This window comes from Roseomonas elaeocarpi (assembly GCF_042433915.1).
Taxonomy (GTDB): domain Bacteria; phylum Pseudomonadota; class Alphaproteobacteria; order Acetobacterales; family Acetobacteraceae; genus Roseomonas; species Roseomonas elaeocarpi.
On record NZ_JBHLUN010000005.1, the window covers coordinates 347,077 to 363,880 of the forward strand.

The 16,804-nt window shown below is 68.8% G+C and carries 12 protein-coding genes; 4 read left to right on the forward strand and 8 right to left on the reverse strand.

The genetic code is table 11. The features are described 5' to 3' along the window. The first annotated feature begins 202 nt into the window (after positions 1-202). Entirely contained in the window at positions 203-1,393 is a 1,191-nt protein-coding gene (locus tag ACFFGY_RS07250) for a multidrug effflux MFS transporter (protein ID WP_377043782.1), read from the forward strand. Here ACFFGY_RS07250 and ACFFGY_RS07255 read toward each other — a convergent pair. Next, positions 1,383-2,033 carry a DUF938 domain-containing protein gene (locus ACFFGY_RS07255; protein WP_377043783.1) on the reverse strand — a complete coding sequence of 217 codons (651 nt, stop codon included), beginning with the start codon at positions 2,031-2,033 and terminating at the stop codon, positions 1,383-1,385. The genes ACFFGY_RS07250 and ACFFGY_RS07255 overlap by 11 nt on opposite strands. A gap of 104 nt (positions 2,034-2,137) precedes the next feature. Between ACFFGY_RS07255 and ACFFGY_RS07260 the strand changes: the two genes are divergently transcribed. Together ACFFGY_RS07260 and ACFFGY_RS07265 are read left to right on the forward strand one after the other, a co-directional pair. Beyond that, complete coding sequence (locus ACFFGY_RS07260; RefSeq protein WP_377043784.1) at positions 2,138-2,845, forward strand: SDR family oxidoreductase; 708 nt, start codon at positions 2,138-2,140, stop codon at positions 2,843-2,845. A gap of 52 nt (positions 2,846-2,897) precedes the next feature. Beyond that, positions 2,898-3,833 carry a 1-phosphofructokinase family hexose kinase gene (locus tag ACFFGY_RS07265; protein WP_377043785.1) on the forward strand — a complete coding sequence of 312 codons (936 nt, stop codon included), beginning with the start codon at positions 2,898-2,900 and terminating at the stop codon, positions 3,831-3,833. Between the two features lie 73 nt (positions 3,834-3,906). Here the strand turns inward: ACFFGY_RS07265 and ACFFGY_RS07270 are convergent, their stop codons facing one another. Together ACFFGY_RS07270 and ACFFGY_RS07275 are read right to left on the reverse strand one after the other, a co-directional pair. Further along, positions 3,907-7,077, reverse strand: coding sequence for an efflux RND transporter permease subunit (locus ACFFGY_RS07270; RefSeq protein WP_377043787.1), 3,171 nt, complete (start codon positions 7,075-7,077; stop codon positions 3,907-3,909). A gap of 3 nt (positions 7,078-7,080) precedes the next feature. Beyond that, a complete protein-coding gene (locus ACFFGY_RS07275; RefSeq protein ID WP_377043788.1) occupies positions 7,081-8,412 on the reverse strand; it encodes an efflux RND transporter periplasmic adaptor subunit in 1,332 nt (443 codons plus the stop codon). Between the two features lie 607 nt (positions 8,413-9,019). Between ACFFGY_RS07275 and ACFFGY_RS07280 the strand changes: the two genes are divergently transcribed. Next, positions 9,020-9,697 carry an IclR family transcriptional regulator gene (locus tag ACFFGY_RS07280; RefSeq protein ID WP_377043789.1) on the forward strand — a complete coding sequence of 226 codons (678 nt, stop codon included), beginning with the start codon at positions 9,020-9,022 and terminating at the stop codon, positions 9,695-9,697. Positions 9,698-9,732: 35 nt separating this feature from the next. Here the strand turns inward: ACFFGY_RS07280 and ACFFGY_RS07285 are convergent, their stop codons facing one another. The 5 genes from ACFFGY_RS07285 to ACFFGY_RS07305 form a co-directional block, all read right to left on the reverse strand. Beyond that, positions 9,733-11,124: an FAD-binding oxidoreductase gene (locus ACFFGY_RS07285; protein ID WP_377043790.1), complete on the reverse strand. Its 1,392-nt coding sequence runs from the start codon at positions 11,122-11,124 to the stop codon at positions 9,733-9,735. Between the two features lie 6 nt (positions 11,125-11,130). Beyond that, a complete protein-coding gene (locus tag ACFFGY_RS07290) occupies positions 11,131-12,018 on the reverse strand; it encodes a dimethylarginine dimethylaminohydrolase family protein (protein ID WP_377043791.1) in 888 nt (295 codons plus the stop codon). Positions 12,019-12,065: 47 nt separating this feature from the next. Next, on the reverse strand, positions 12,066-13,628 hold the full coding sequence (locus ACFFGY_RS07295) for a Na+/H+ antiporter (protein WP_377043792.1): 1,563 nt from the start codon (positions 13,626-13,628) through the stop codon (positions 12,066-12,068). Between the two features lie 108 nt (positions 13,629-13,736). Then, positions 13,737-15,164 (reverse strand): mannose-1-phosphate guanylyltransferase/mannose-6-phosphate isomerase, encoded by a 1,428-nt coding sequence (locus ACFFGY_RS07300; RefSeq protein ID WP_377043793.1) that lies wholly within the window; start codon positions 15,162-15,164, stop codon positions 13,737-13,739. A 119-nt stretch (positions 15,165-15,283) separates the two neighbouring features. Beyond that, complete coding sequence (locus ACFFGY_RS07305; protein WP_377043795.1) at positions 15,284-16,792, reverse strand: tripartite tricarboxylate transporter permease; 1,509 nt, start codon at positions 16,790-16,792, stop codon at positions 15,284-15,286. Positions 16,793-16,804 lie beyond the last annotated feature (12 nt).

The following is a 16,804-nucleotide window of genomic DNA, read 5'->3' on the forward strand; positions in this document are numbered from 1 at the left end:
CAGCATCGGCAGGCTCCATTCCCACGGTAGGACAAGGAAGCGCGGCTGACCCGCCTCGTGTGACACACTCCGGTGGGCGGATCGCTTACGGGACGAGGATGCCGATCCCGCATGGTCAGCCGGGCCGCTTTGAGGCAGTTTCCCGCCGCCCCGCCTTTCTGCCGGCGCCCGACGCGCCCCTCTCCCTTCTCCCTGGATCGCCATGCCCTCCTGGCTTCCCATACTTCTCGGCTTTCTCACCGCGATCGGGCCGATTTCCACCGACATGTACCTGCCGGCCTTCCCGGCGATCGAAGCCAGCTTCGGCACCGAGACCGGCACGGCGCAGATCACCCTCGCCACCTGGTTCGTCGGACTCGCGGTGGGGCAGATCACGCAAGGTACCCTGGCGGACCGCTTCGGCCGACGCGGCCCGTTGCTGGTCGGCACCCTGATCTACACCGCCGGCTCCATCGGTTGTGCCCTGGCGCCCGACCTCGGCACGCTGGCGGCTTTCCGCTGCGTGGCGGCCTTCGGCGGCTCGGCCAGCATGGTGATCCCGCGCGCCATCGTTCGCGACGTGTCCGAGGGCCTGGGCGCGACGCGCCTCATGTCCCGCCTGATGCTGGTATCGGGCGTCGCACCGATCCTGGCGCCCTCGCTCGGTGGGTTGCTCCTGGGCGTGGCGGACTGGCGGGCGATCTTCTGGGTCGCGGCGCTGTACGGCGTGGTGTCCTGCGTCATCGTCTGGTGGAAGCTGCCCGACACGCTGGCGACGCAGAACCGCGTGTCGCTGGGCGTGGTCAGCCTCCTGACACGCTACGCCGACATCCTCCGTGATCCGACCTTTCTCACCCACATGCTGATGGGCGGCTTCATGATGTTCCTGATGTTCGCCTACCTCGGCGGCGCGCCGGGCGTCTTTATCGAGGTCTTCCAGGTCAGCCCACAGATCTTCGGCGCGTTGTTCGGCGTGAACGCGGTCGGCTTCATCGGCATGTCGCAGCTCAATCCCTACCTCGTCGGCCGCTTCGGTGGCGGCAAGGTGATCAGCTGGGGCAGCCGCGTCAGCGCCGTGGCGGTGCTGGTGCTGCTGTTCGTCTCGATCACGGGACCCTTCGGCCTGCTCAGCGTCTTCGTGCCCATCTTCGTGGCGGTCGCCTCGTCCTCGCTGGTGCTGCCCAATTCCGCCGTGGGCGCGCTGGCGCGACAGGCCATGCGCGCCGGCTCCGCTTCCGCCCTGATGGGAACGCTGCAGTTCGCCCTGGCTGCCTCGGCCAGCTTGGTGGTGGGCCTGCTGAGCGATGGAACCGTCCGCCCTCTGGCGATTACCATGCTGATCGGCGTGGTCGGCGCCCTCGTGGCGGACCTGTTCCGCCGCCGTGCGCTGCGCCGACTCGCCGTCACGGGCTGAAGCGGCGAAACACCACCAGGAGGTTGTTCGCCGGCATCTCCTCGACCGTGTCGAGGCGAAGGTCGTAGCCAGACGCCGCTTCGGCCACGGCTTCCAGCTCCCGCAGTCCCCAACGGGGATCGCGCGTCCGCAGGCTCTGGTCGAAAGCCTCGTTGCTGGGCGCCAGAACTTCGCCGCGGCGACGGTAAGGCCCGTACAGCACCAGTGGGCTTCCCTCCGCCAGGAGCCGGGCGGCACCGCGCAACAGGCCCAGCGTTGCCTCCCAAGGCGCGATGTGCACCATATTGAGGCACAGCACCGCATCGGCCGCCCCAACCGGCCATTCCGCCGCCGAGGCATCGAGCGCCAGCGCCGGCAGCAGGTTCGGCCGCACCTCCGTTCTGGCCCAGGCGTCGATGCTGGCCCGTGCCGCCGGGTCCATGTCGCTGGGCTGAAACCGCAGGCCGGGCAGGGCGCGGGCGAAGTGCAGGGCGTGCTCGCCGCTGCCACTGGCCACTTCCAGCAGGGTGCCCGTCGCCGGCAGGACCCGGCGTAGGACCTCCAGGATCGGGTCGCGGTTGCGCAGGGCGGCCGGGGCGTGGCGGCGGGCGTCCTCGCTTGGCGCTTCCGCCGGCAGCCAGGGGGTTGCGTCAGGGCTCATCGCCGCAACATGCGTCACGCCCGCGGTGGACGCCACCACCCGGCGTGAAGCCGGAACGGCGTCGCGGCGCTTACCCCTCAGACCACCAGCGGAGCGCGCGTGAGATGACGCAGGAACAGCCAGTGGCCCTGATCACCGGGGCGGCCCATGGCATCGGGCTCGCCGTGGCAGAGCGGCTTTCGCAGGACGGCTACCGCGTGGTGATTGCCGACCGGCAGTCCCCTCCCTCCGGTGCGCCGGGCCGCAGCGTCGTGGCGGATGTTTCGGACGAAGCGGCGGTGGGCGAACTCGTTGCCGGGATCGAGAAGCGGGAAGGGCGCCTCGACGCGCTGGTCTGCAATGCCGGCTTCATGATCCGCAAACCCATCGCGGAGCTGAGCCTGGCGGAATGGTCGTCGGTTCTGGCCACCAACCTGACCAGCACCTTCCTGCTGGTCCGTGCGGCGGAGCGGATGCTGCGGGCAGTCGGCGGCAGCGTGGTGACAGTGTCCTCGACCCGCGCCCATCAGTCGGAGCCAAACACCGAAAGCTATTCCGCCACCAAGGGCGGCCTCCTGGCCCTGACACATGCTCTGGCCGTCAGCCTCGGCCCGCAGGTCCGGGTGAACTGCGTCAGCCCGGGCTGGATCAACACGCAGGATGAGACACTCCGACCGGAAGATCACGCGCAGCACCCTGTCGGACGGGTCGGACAGCCGGCGGACGCGGCCGCCATGATCGCCTGGCTGATCGGACCGCAGAGCAGCTTCGTCACCGGTGCCGAGTTCGTCATCGACGGCGGCATGACGCGGAAGATGATCTACGCCGAGTAGGACGGCCCGGCCCCTACCGATGCCACCACAGCAAGTGAAGAAAGGCCGGACCTTGGCGCCACGCATCGTGACCCTGACCCTCAATCCCGCGGTCGACCTCGCCTGCGAGGCCGAGGTCATCAGGCCGACGCACAAGATACGCACCACCGGCGAGCGCCATGATCCGGGCGGCGGCGGCATCAACGTGTCGCGCGTGGTGGCGGGCTTCGGGGGCGAAACGGAAGCGATCGTCCTCGCGGGCGGGCCCACAGGGCAGCTGCTGGAAGCCTTGCTGGACGAGGGTGGGATACCGCGCACCTCCATCCCCATCGCCGGCATGACCCGGATCAGCCAGACGGTCCTGGAACGATCCACCGGCCGCGAGTACCGCTTCGTTCCGGAAGGCCCAGGCCTGGCGGAGGCAGAGTGGCGACAGGTCCTGGCCCGGCTGGAAACCGTCGAGGGCGACTGGATCGTAGCGAGCGGCAGCCTGCCGTCAGGCGTGCCGCAGGACTTCTACGCCCAAACGGCCCGGATCGCGCGCCGCCGGGGACAACGCTTCGCCCTCGACACCTCGGGCGCGGCGCTGAAGGCGGCGCTGGACGGTGATGTCACCCTGATCAAGCCGAGCCTGAGCGAGCTGCAGTCCCTCGTGGGACGCGAGCTTCCCGACCCGGCCGACCAAGATCGCGCCCTGCTGCAACTCGTGCGCGACGGCGCGGCGGAGATCATAGCCCTGACCCTGGGCGCCGACGGCGCGGTGCTCGCCACCAACTCCGGCGTGCTGCGCCTTCCGGCCCTGAAGGTGGAGGTGCGCGGCGCCGTTGGGGCCGGCGACAGCTTCCTGGCCGCCATGGTGCTGGCCCTGGCGAACGGGAGGTCGGTCGAGGACGCTTTCGCCTGGGGCATCGCCGCGGGTGCGGCCGCCGTGTCACGCTCCGGCACCGCGCATCCCGAGCGTGCCGACGTCGAAGTTCTGCGTCGGCAGATCGGCACACCGCTGGAATAAGATGATGGCCGGCATGCCCTGATGAAAGAAGAGGGCGGGACTGCCGGAGCCCCGCCCTCTTCCTGCTGCTGCCTCAGGCGGCCGGGGCGGCCGGCGGGCGATCGCTGCCCTTGTGGCCCATCCAGCCTTTCACCTTTTCACGCATGGTCTGGAAGGTGACGTAGAGCATCGGGATCACGAAGATGCCGAAGATCGACGCGGCCAGCATGCCCCAGAACACCGGCGTGCCCACGGACCGGCGCGATGCCGCCGCCGCGCCCGTCGCCGTCACCAACGGCACCAACCCCAGGATAAAGGCGATCGACGTCATCATGATCGCCCGGAAGCGCAGCCGGGATCCTTCGATGGCTGCCTGCCTGATGCTTTCGCCACCTTCCCGCGCCTCCTTCGCGAACTCCACGATCAGGATGCCGTTCTTGGCCGCCAGCGCGATCAGCACCACCAATCCGATCTGCGCGTAGATATCCAGCGACGACCCGGTGAACAGGATGCCCAGGAAGGCGCCCGCCACCGCCACCGTCACCGATAGGAGCACCGGCACCGGAATGGTCCAACTCTCGTAGAGCGCCACCAGGAACAGGAAGGCAAACAGCAGCGCCAGCGCCAGGATGGTGCCGGTCTGCCCGGACGCCAGCCTTTCCTGATAAGCAGTGCCGGTCCACTCGAAACCGTAGCCCGCCGGCAGCACGCGGCGCGACAGTTCCTGCATCGCGTTCAACGCGTCACCGGACGACACGCCGGGCTTCGGGGAGCCGTTGATCGAGATCGCCCGGTAGTTGTTGTAGCGGGTGATCGTCTGCGGCCCGAGCACGGTCCGCACGCTGGCCAGCGCGCGCAGCGGCACCATCTCGCCGGCATTGTTGCGCACGTGGATCCGCCACAGCGCGTCGATGTCGTTGCGGTCCTTGAACTCGCCCTGCAGGTTTACCTGCCACACGCGGCCGAACAGGTTGAAGTCGTTCACGTAGAGGCTGCCGAGCGTCGTTTGCAGCGTGGTGAAGATGCTGCTGATCGGCACGCCCAGCGCCTGCGCCTTGTCACGATCCACGTCGAGGTAAAGGCTGGGGTTGTTAGCGGCGAAGGTGGTGAACACCGCCGTCAGACGCGGATCCTGGTTGGCCGCCGCGATCAGGCCCAGCCCAGCCGAGCCGAGATCGGCCGGGGCGCGGCCCTCGTAGTCCTGCAGGATGTATTCGAAGCCACCACCCGTTCCGAGGCCCTGGATGGGCGGAACGTTGAAGGCGAAGACGTTCGCCGTACGGATACCCGCCGTCTGCCCGTACACGCGGCCGAGTGCCGCCTGCACGCTGTCCATCGCGCCGGTGCGGTCCTCGAAGGGCTTCATGCGCACCACGACGAAGGCGGAGTTGGACTGCGCCCCACCGTCGATCAGCGAGAAGCCGACCACCGAGAGCGTGCCCTGAACGGCCGGGTTCTGCCGCACCACCTGCTCGATCTGCGCCGCGACCTCGCGGGTGCGCGACACGCTGGCGGCCGGCGGCAGCTGCGCCTGCACGAAGAAGGCGCCCTGATCTTCTTGCGGCAGGAAGCCCGTCGGCGTTCGCGCGCTCAGCAGGAAGATGCCCGCGGCAACGCCACCCACGATCAGGATCGACAGGGCGGACACGCGAACCAGCCGTGCCACGATCCCGGCGTAGCGGTCACGCGTCCAGTCGATGCCGCGCAGCACGCGCCCCATGATGCCGCGGCGCCCGCCGCCATGCGCCGCGTCGGGATGCGGCCGCAGCAGCAGCGCGCAAAGGGCAGGCGAGAGCGACAGGGCGTTGAGCGCCGAGATCAGCATGGCGGCCGAGATCGTGACCGCGAACTGCCGGAACAACTCGCCCGACAGGCCGGGGATGAAGGCAATCGGCACGAACACCGAGAGCAGCACCAGCGTGATGGCGATGATCGGCGCGGTGATCTCGCTCATCGCCTTCTTGGTGGCCTCGGCCGGGCTGAGGTGCGGCTCCTCCTCCATCACGCGCTCGACGTTCTCCACCACCACGATGGCGTCGTCGACCACGATGCCGATGGCCAGAACCATGGCCAGCAGCGAGATGGTGTTGGCGGAATAGCCGAGGCCCAGCAGCACCACGAAGGCGCCGATCAGGCTGACCGGCACCGCGATGGTGGGTACGATCGTGGCGCGCCAGCTGCCCAGGAACACGAACACCACCAGCACCACCAGCACGAAGGCTTCGGCCAGCGTGCGCAGCACCTCGTGGATCGTGTCGTTCACGAAATCCGTGCTGTCGTAGAAGACGTTGTCGCGGATACCTTCGGGGAACCGCGTCGAAAGATCCTGCAGGGTGTTCCGGACAGCCTTGGACACGTTCACCGCGTTGGCGCCGGGTGACAGGTAGACCGCGAAGGCCACGGCCGGCTGGCCGTTGTAGCGGTTCTCGGTTTCCATCGTGGCGGCGCCGAGCTCGATGCGCGCGACATCGCGCACGCGGAGCACGGAGCCGTCCGGATTGGCCCGCACGACGATGTTGCCGAATTCCTCCGGCGAGGTCAGGCGCCCCTTGGTTTCCAGCGTCATCTGGAACTGCTGGTCGTCCGGCGCGGGACGTGAGCCGAGCCGGCCGACCGCGGCCTGCACGTTCTGCGCCGTGATGGCCGAAGCCACGTCGGAGGTGGACAGGTTCAGGCTGGTGAGACGGTCGGTGTCGAACCAGATGCGCATGGAGTAATCCTGCGCACCAAAGATGCTCACCTCGCCGACGCCCGGCACGCGCGCCAGCGTGTCGAGCATGTTGATGGTGAAGTAGTTCGACAGGAACAGCGGCGGCTGCTTGGCGCCCTCCGAATACAGCGTGCCGAACAAGAGCACCGAGGAGGACCGCTTGCGCACCGTCACGCCGGAACGCTGCACTTCCTGCGGCAGGCGCGCCAGGGCCGCCTGCACGCGGTTGTTCACGTTCACCGCCGCGATGTCGCCGTTGGTGCCGAGCTGGAAGGACACCGTCAGCGAGTAAGTGCCGTCGTTGTTGCTCTTCGAGCTCATGTAGATCATGCGGTCGACGCCGTTGATCTGAGCCTCGAGAACCTGACCCACCGTGCTTTCCAGCACGGAAGCATTCGCGCCGGGATACTTGGCGCTGACGGAAACCTGCGGAGGAACGATATCCGGGAACTGCGCCACGGGAATGCGCAGCAGCGAGATCGCGCCGGCCAGGGTGATGACGATCGCGATGACGATCGCCAGCCGGGGGCGATCAACGAAGATAGACGACAGCATGTGTTAGCCCCGTCCGCCCTGACCCTGCTGCGACGTCGCCGGCGCGTTGGGCAGGGCAGGGGAGGCCGGCGCCTGACCTGCGGGGACCGGTCCCTGAGCGGGTCCGGGCGTGGTGCCGGGCGTCGGATTCGCCGGCGCGGCGGTGCCGCCGGCGGCGTTTTCGGGCCGGTTGGCGCCTGCCTGCGCCGCGGCCGGCGTGCTGGCCGGCGCCGGGTTCACCTCCTGGCCCGGGCGGACGCGCTGGATGCCCTCGGTGACCACGGTCTGGCCGTTCTCGAGGCCCTTCTCGACCACGACGTTCTCGCCCAGTGGCCTGCCCAGCGTGACGTCGCGCCGCGCGGCCTTCCGGTCGCTGCCCAGCACGAAGACGTAGGAGCCCTGCTGATCCTGCAGCACCGCGGCGCGCGGGATCACGATGGCCTGCACCGGCTGGATGCCTTCGACCAGCACGTTGGCGAACTGCCCGTCGATCAGCTGCCGCCCGCCCACGGTGTCGCCGGCGTTGCCGCGCCGCGGGTTGGGGATCAGCGCCCGCACGAGGAGGGTGTCGGTATTGCGGTCGATCTGGTTGTCCAGAAAGACGATTTTACCGCTCTGGTCATAGAGGCTGCCGTCGCTCAGGCGCAGCCGGACGCGCGTGGCATCCAGGCCGCCGCGGCCGGCGTAGCGTTGGCGCAGCTCCTCCGCCTGGCGGGCACTGATGGGGAAGGCCACCCGCATCGGGTCCTGCGACACGATGGTGGCCAGGGTCCCGGCGGTGGGGCTGACCACGTTGCCGACGGTGATGTTGGTACGCCCGATCCGGCCGTCGATCGGCGCCGCGATATCGGTGTAGCCCAGGTTGATCTGGCTGACCCGCAGCGCGGCCTGCGAGCCGAGCAGGCTGGCGGTGGAGGTGCGCTCCTGCGCCGTGGCGGTGTCCAGGTTGGCGCGCGTGCCGAAGTTGCTTCGTGCCAGCTCCTGCGCACGTCCCAGGGAGACACGCGCATTGGCCAGCTCCGCCTCGGCCGAGGCGACGTTGGCCTGCGACTGCGCGACCTGCGCCTCGAAAGGCGGCTTCTCCAGCCGGTACAGGATGTCGCCGCGCTTCACCTCCTGACCTTCGCGGAACAGCTGTTCCTGCATGAAGCCGGTGACGCGGGCCACGATGTCGACGCGGTCGGTGGCCTCCACACGGCCGATGAACTCGGTGCTTTCGGTGACGGGCTGGGGGGCAACCTGGATCACGCCGACGGCCGGCGGACCCTGCGGCGCCCCCTGCGCGAAGGCCGTCGCGGTCAGAAGCGACCAGCCGAGCGAGAGGCCAAGCGAGCCAGTCGCGGTACGTCCGAGCATAAGCCGACTCTCCCGGGGATTCGTATCCGGCCGCCCACTGGGGCCAGCGATCATAGCGGTGAAGCGACCACGGAACGGTACCAACCTGTGGTTCCCGCAGCGCAAGCGGCCGTGGAGCCTGAATGAAGCATGAGGCCCCCCGACGTCAAGTTTTACATTCATGCGTGATTGTACTGAACGAATCGGCCGTTCGGCAGAGTTGGGATCTCGCTCTGCCGATACCGCATCGCGACGCCACCTTGGCGGATTGAAGTATCTTTTCCCGGTGACGCAAACGTTGACGGGAACCTTGTCCCATTCCGCTGTTACAAAATTCCTGGCTGCACATCTGTGCCCAAAACCGGCCCCATTGGCAGCGAACACAAGCCTTTGATGCTCTCCCGGCTGTTTTCAGCGCAGGATCTGCATAAAACCCTCGCTTGACATAGCATCCAGCGCTCGGAACAGTCGTTCCGTCGAGGTGGGACGCTGTGAGCGGAAGATTCTAGCAGCTATAGCGTTCCTTCCCTGATTATGGTGCGGTCGATGGGCTTGCTTGACGGCGAGGTAGCTGCGTGCGGCCGCTACACTCCCTGCATGCGCGTCATTCCATTGGAGTCGGATTGTGGTGACTGACGGACAGCAGGGCGTTGCCGCTGTTGAAAGAGCCTTAAGCATCCTCTCGGCCTGGCGCTACGGCGAGAACAGTCTGGCTCTTCGTGACATTCACAAGCGGACAGGCTTCTACAAGAGCACCATCCTGCGCCTGCTGGCCTCCCTGGAGCGGCACCATTGCGTGGTCCGTCATGCCGACGGCACCTGGGCGCTCGGCCCCATGGTTGCACATTGGGGCACGATTTACCGCCGTGGACTCGACGTGAATGATCTGGTTTGCCCGGTGCTGAACCAGCTGATCCAGGTGACCGGTGAGGATGTCGAGTACTGGGCCCTCGACGGCAATCGCTGCGTTTTCGTGTGCAGCGCGAGCACCAAGCTGGGTCCCAAGCGCGAGATGCCGGCGCGTGGCGAGCGCCGGTCCCTGGAAGACTGCGCGGCCGGTCCGGTTCTGGCCCGCAGCCTGCGTCAGGGCGACCGTGAAACGCTGGCGCTGCGTGACGGCACCGGAACCTCGATGGCCTCGATCGCGGCGCCGATCTACGGGGCGGGCGATACGCTCTACGGCGCGATCACCGTGATCGGGCCGGAACCCCGCGTCTGGCCGCAGGTGGAGCGCCTCAAGGCCCTGGTGGATGACGCCGCCAAGGGCCTTTCCTCCACCCTGGGCGTCGGTCTGCTGGCCAGCTGATCCCGCGAGGGGGGAGACACCCCCCTCACGACCCCTCAGTTCAGGAAGATCTTCCCCGGGTTCAGGATACCCTTCGGATCCAGCGTCTTCTTGATGCTGCGCATCACCGCCAGTGCCTCGGCCCCGTGCTCGACCTCGAGGAATTCCCGCTTGCCCAGGCCGACGCCGTGCTCGCCCGAGCACGTGCCGCCCGCCGCCAGCCCGCGCGCGACGATCTTGCGGTCGAGCTCCCAGGCACGATCGAGCGCCGTCGGGTCATCCTGTTCCACCACGATCAGGCAGTGGAAGTTGCCATCGCCGACGTGGCCCACGATGGGCGCCACCATGCCGGAGGCCTCGATATCCTCCTTGGCACCCAGCAGCGCCTCCGCCAGGCGCGAAATCGGCACGCAAACGTCGGTCGAGATGCCGCGCGCGTTGGGCCGCAGGGCCACCGAGGCCCAGAAGGCGTCGTGCCGCGCCTTCCACAGCTTGTTGCGCGTTTCCACGTCGGTCGCCCAGGCGAAGCCGCGGCCGCCGTAGCCGCCCGTCACCTCCTGCACCGTTTCCGCCTGTTCTTGGACGCCCGCCTCCGTGCCGTGGAACTCCAGGAACAGGGTCGGCAGGGCCTCCAGGCCTTCCAGCTTCGAGTAGCTGATGCAGGCACCCATCTGCACCTCGTCCAGCAGCTCGATACGGGCCACGGGCACGCCCATCTGCATCACGGCAATCACGCTCTCCACCGCGCCTTCCAGCGTGGCGAACTGGCACACCGCGGCCGAGGTCGCTTCGGGAATGCCGTGGAGGCGCAGGCGGATCTTGGTGATGATGCCCAGCGTGCCTTCCGAGCCGATCATCAGCCGCGTCAGGTCATAGCCATTGGCCGCCTTGCGGGTGCGTGAGCCGGTGTTGATCACCCGTCCGTCCGCCAGCACGACCTCCAGCCCCATGACGTTCTCGCGGACCGTGCCGTAGCGCACTGCATTGGTGCCGGAAGCGCGCGTCGCGCACATGCCGCCCAGGGTACAGTGGCTGCCGGGATCCACCGGGAAGAACAGCCCCTGGTCGCGCAGGTGGTCGTTCAGCTGGTGCCGCGTGACGCCCGGCTCCACCAGGCAATCCATGTCCTCCTGGCTGACCTCCAGGATGTGGTCCATGCGGGTCAGGTCCAGGCTGATCCCGGCGCGGACCGGCGTGGCGTGGCCTTCCAGCGAGGTGCCGGCGCCGAAGGCCGTCACCGGAACCTCGTGACGGTGGCACAGCGCCATGAGGCGCGACACTTCCTCCGTGCTGATCGGAAAGGCCACCGCGTCCGGCAGCACCGGGGTCGAGGTGTCCTCGCCGCGGCTGTGGCCCTCGCGCACCGTGGCGTTGGTGGACAGGCGATCGCCCAGGAACTCGCGCGCGGCGGCGATGACGTGGTCCACGGGGCGTGTTTCGATGTTCATGTCAGCTTATTCCGAATCGCGGGCGAGCGGGCAGGTCAGGCAATGCGGCCCGCCGCCGCCAAGGGTGAAGAGTTCCAGCTCGGGATCAAGCACGCGCAGCCCTTCGGCGCGCAGGGCGGCGTTCAGCGCGGTGCTGCCGCGGGCCGACACCACGGTGTCGTTGCCCATGGCCAGGATGTTGCAGCCCAGCGCCATGGCATCCCGGTAGGACACGGGCAGGCAGCGGATGTTATGGCCCGCCAGCCAGCCGAGAAAGCCGGGATCGAGCACCTCGGTGCAGGCGACCGCCAGGCCGGGCGCCGCCATGCAGAACAGCACATCCAGGTGCAGGAAGTGCTCGTCGAAGAGCTCGACGCGAACCTCCCAGCCTTCCGCGCGCAGCCAGACTGCCAGCTGCTCCGCCCCGGCCTCGTCGGTGCGCCCGCCGCTGGCACCGATCGCCGCGAGGCCCGGGCGCAGGATGTGGATGTCGCCGCCCTCCAGCGTCCCGGCGCTGGACTTCCGCCAGAAGCCCGAACCGTTCGCGGCGTGGAAGTCGATCAGCGGCGCGTACTCGCCCCGGCGCTGCGGCCGCTCCAGCTGGCACAGCACCGGTCCCGCATGGGTCACCGCGACGCTGTCGCGCGTGTAGACCATGTAGGGCAGGTGCGGCTCGGGCCGCAGCCGGTGAACCCGGGCGCCGCCCTGTTCCAGCGCCTGGCACAGCTCGGCGTGCTGCGCGGCGAGGTGATGCGCCGAGGGCTGCTGCCGCGCCTCGCCGAGGGTGCGCCGGACGATGCTGTTGAGCGGCATCCACCGGTAGTGATCCGGCGGACAGACCAGCACGTCCAGGAGGCGTCCCGTCTCGCTGCTGACGCGCCAGCCCGGCGAGGGGAGGGAAGCGTGGTCGGACATGGGGCGGAGACTAGACCCTGCCGCCGCCCCTTGCACCCCCGCCCGCGTCAGCCCGTGGCGCGCAGCAGCGCCAGGAGGCGGATTTCCTCGTGATCCATCTCCGAGGTCAGCGAGGCCAGCAGTTCTTCCGACAGCCCAACGCCCTCGTGCTGCTCCAGCAGGCGCTTCTGCCCGGCCCGAAGCGCTGCCAGCCGCAGCTGGAGCCTGGCCCGCAACTCGGCGCGGGAGCGGCCCTTGGCCACGGCGTCGAAGACGCGCGAAATGTTGCGGAACTCCGGGATGAGGTCGCCGGCCACCGCGCCGTCGATCGGGCTGTCGGCATGGCCTTCGAGCTCGGCCAGCGCCGCCCGGGCGATCAGCCGGCGCGCATCGGCTTCCTCGGCAGTCATGCCCTTACGAAGCGGCTCCTCGACGCCCAGCCAGCGGATCACCCACTCCAGCGTGGTGCCCTGGAGCACCAGCGTCACGAAGATGGCGCAGAAGGTCAGGAACACCAGCAGGTCGCGGTCGGGCGTTTCCAGCGGCAGCGCCAGTGCCGCAGCGAGCGACACCACGCCGCGCATCCCGGCCCAGGACACCACGGCGTAGTGCGAGGCCGGCGTGCGCTGCTCCGCCGGTCGGAGCAGCCGTTCCGGCAGCCAGGATACGGCATAAACCCAGGCGGAGCGCGACAGAACCAGCACCGCCGAGAGCGCCAGGGCCATCAGCCCCAGCTCCACCAGCCCGTGCCCGCTGAGCCGCGCCGTGATGGTGGCGAGCTGCATGCCCACCAGGATGAACACCAGCGTGTTGAGCAGGAACTCCGTGAAATCCCAGACGGCGAGGCTCTGCTGCCGGGCATCCGCGCTGATGACCCGGCGCTGCCCCCGGCTCAGCACGAAGCCGCCGGTCACCACCGCGATGACGCCCGAGGCGTGGAAGCTTTCCGCCAGCAGATAAGCCGCGAAGGCCAGCAGGAAGGACAGCGCGATCTGCAGCGTCGAGTCTTCCAGCCGCGGCATGGCCCACAGGGCCGCGCGGCCGAGCGCGTAGCCGATCAGCAGCCCGCCGAATCCAGTGCCCAGGAACGACAAGCCGGCCTGGGCCACCGAGAATTGCCCCGCCACCAGCGCCCCCACCGCCAACCGGTAGAGCACGAGCGAGGCCGCGTCGTTGATCAGGCTTTCGCCCTCCAGCACAGACACGATGCCGCGCGGCATGCGCAGGCGCTTGAGCACCGCGGCCGCCGCGACCGCGTCGGGGGGTGCCACGATGGCGCCCAAGGCGACGGCGGCGGCCCAGGGCAGGCCCGGCAGCAGCCACTTGGCGACCAGCGCGATGCAGGCCGCCGTGAACAGCACCGCCCCGATCGCCAGCAGCAGGATGGCATCGAGCCGCCGCCGGAACTCCGCCCAGTCGGTGCGCCAGGCACCGGCCTGCAGCAGCGGCGGCAGAAAGAAGGCGAGGGCGAATTCCGGGTCGAGCCGGAAGTCGGGGATCTGCGGCACGAAGGCCACCGCCATGCCACCCAGCACCAGCATCACGGCGTAGGGTGCGTTCAGCTTCTGCGCCAGCAGCGACAGCGTGACGCAGATCACCGCCAGGATCAGCAGGGTTTCCGCCAGGCTCATCGCCTCATCTCCCGAGCCAGGCGACTCCCCTGCGCGCCGCTCCCCTGGCGGTCACGATCGGCCCCCATGCGTCGCGGCGCATGTCGGATCGTCCTCCCGGCACGGTTCTCAGGCGCGGCCGTATGTGTCCTCGAAGCGGACGATGTCGTCCTCACCCAGGTACGAGCCCGACTGCACCTCGATCAGCGTCAGCGGGATGATGCCAGGGTTTTCCAGCCGGTGGATCGCACCCAGCGGCAGGTACACGCTCTCGTTCTCGCGCAGCATCAGCCGCTCGCTGTCGCGCTCCACGGTGGCGGTGCCCTGCACCACCACCCAGTGCTCGGCGCGGTGGTGGTGCTTCTGCAGGCTCAGCTTCTGGCCCGGCCGCACCATAATCTTCTTCACCTGGAACCGCTCGCCCAGGATCAGGCCCTCGTAGTGGCCCCAGGGACGGTACATGCGCCGGTGCTCGGTCGCCTCACGCAGCTTGGCGGATTTCAGCTTCTCCACCAGCTTCTTCACGTCCTGGGCGCATTCCCGGTGCATGGCCAGGACCGCGTCCTCGGTCACCACCACCACCACGTCCTTCAGGCCCACGACGCCGGTCACGATGCCCTCGGATCGCACGTAGCAGCCTTCGCTGTTGAGGACGTGGACAGGACCGTGCGACGCGTTGCGGCGGCCGTCCTGGGGCGACACGGCCCAGAGAGCATCCCAGGACCCCACGTCGGACCAGCCGAGCGAGGCCGGGATCACCAGCGCATGGGGCGTGTGCTCCATCACCGCGTGGTCGATCGAGATCGACGGCGCGCGGCAGAAGGCCTTCGCGTCGAGGCGCACGAAGTCGAGGTCGCGCCGGGCGCCGCTGACCGCCTCGCGCACCGCTTCCATCAGTTCCGGCGACAGCCGCTCCAGCTCGGCCAGCCAGGTGGCGGCGGTGGCCACGAACATGCCGGAGTTCCAGAGGTGGCGGCCCCCCTCGAGGAAGCGCTGCGCCGTGGCGAGGTCGGGCTTCTCGACGAAGCTGGCGACCCGCGCGATGCCGTCGGTGCCGGGCAGGTCCTCGCCCACCTGGATGTAGCCGTAGCCGGTCTCGGGCTGATCGGGCCGCATGCCGAAGGTCACGATCGCCCCGTCCCGCGCCGCGTCGGCAGCACGGTGGACGGCCTCGCGCAGGGCTTCGGTGTCGCTGATCGTGGCGTCGGCCGCCATGATCCACAGCACCGCGCGCGGGTCGCTCTCGGCCGCGAGCAGGGCGGCCGCGGCGATCGCGGGGGCGGAGTTGCGCGCCTCGGGCTCCAGCACGATCCGGGCGCCCTCGATCCCGTCCTCGCGCAGCTGCTCGGCCACCAGGAAGCGGTGCGCCTCGGCCGCCACCAGGATGGGCGGCGCGAAGCGGGAGCCGTGCGCCCGCTCGGCCGTGGCCTGGAGCATGGTCTTCTCGCCCACCAAGGGCCAGAACTGCTTCGGGTACGCCTCCCGCGACAGCGGCCAGAGGCGGGTGCCGGTGCCGCCGCAAAGGATGACGGGGATCAGCGAAGCGACGTCAGTCATCGGGAGGGCGGCCGATCCTTGCAAATCCTGGCCTCACGACTACCGGAGGGCTTAGCAAAAGAAAAGCCGCCAGAGCATGACGCCCTGGCGGCTGTTCCGTGACCGGGATGGGGCGGGGCCTATTCGGCCAGCGCCTCGTCCTTCTTCCGGCGCAGGCTCGGCAGCAGCATCGTGCCCAGCACGATGGCACAGACCACCAGCAGCGAGGCGCTGATCGGCCGGGTGCTGAAGTCGACGAAGACGAAGGCGTCGCCGCGGCTCAGCAGCATGGCGCGACGCAGGTGCTCCTCCATCATCGGGCCCAGCACGAAGCCGATCAGCAGCGGCGCCGCCGACAGGTTCAGCTTGCTGAACGTGTAGCCCAGGATGCCGAAGAACAACGTCTGGTAGATATCGAAGACCGAGTTGTTCAGGGAGTACACGCCGACCGCGCAGAAGATCAGGATCGACGGGTACAGGTAGCGATAGGGCACCTTCAGCAGCTTCACCCACATGCCGATCAACGGCAGGTTGATCACCAGCAGCATCAGGTTGCCGATCCACATCGAGCAGATCAGGCCCCAGAACAGGTCGGGCTGCGCTTCCACCATGCGCGGGCCCGGCTGGATGCCCTGGATGATCAGCGCGCCCACCATCAGCGCCATCACCGCGTTGGACGGGATGCCCAGCGTCAGCAGCGGGATGAAGGAGGTCTGCGCCGCGGCGTTGTTGGCGGATTCCGGACCGGCCACGCCCTCGATGGCACCGTTGCCGAACTCCTTGCCGTGGCCGCTCATCTTCCGCTCCATCATGTAGGAGCCGAAGGCCGCAAGCGCGGCGCCGCCACCGGGCAGGATGCCCAGCACCGAACCCAGCACCGTGCCGCGCAGCACCGCCGGGATGGCGCGGCGGGTTTCCGTGCGCGTCAGCCACATGCTGCCGATCTTGGCGCCCAGCACCGAGCGCGCTTCCGGCCGCTCAAGGTTCAGGATGATCTCGGAGATGCCGAACATGCCCATGGCGATCGAGGTGAAGCCGATGCCGTCGGAAAGCTCCGGAATGCCGAAGGTGAAGCGCTGCTGGCCCGTCTGCACATCGGTGCCCACCAGCCCCAGCGCCACGCCCAGCGCCACCATGGCAATGGATTTGACCACTGAGCCCTGCGCCAACACGGCCGAGATGATCAGGCCCAGCAGCATGAGCGAGAAGTAGTCCGCCGGCCCGAAGCTCAGCGCCACCTTGGTCAGCAGCGGACCGGAGGCCGCCACCAGGATGGTCCCCACCGTGCCGGCGAAGAAGGAGCCCAGCGCCGCAATGGTCAGGGCCGCGCCGGCCCGCCCGTTGCGAGCCATCTTGTAGCCGTCGATCGCCGTGACGACCGAGGACACCTCGCCCGGCAGGTTCAGCAGGATGGCCGTGGTGGAGCCGCCGTACTGGGCGCCGTAGTAGATGCCGGCCAGCATGATGATGGCCGTGGTGGCAGGCTGCCCGAAGGTGATCGGCAGCAGGAGCGAGATCGTCGCCACCGGGCCAATGCCCGGCAGAACGCCGATGGCGGTGCCGATAAAGGCACCGATCAGCGCGAAAAGCAGGTTGTCGAAGCTCAGCGCGACGGCGAAGCCGTGCGCGAGATTGCCGAGCAGATCCATGGAGGTGCGCCG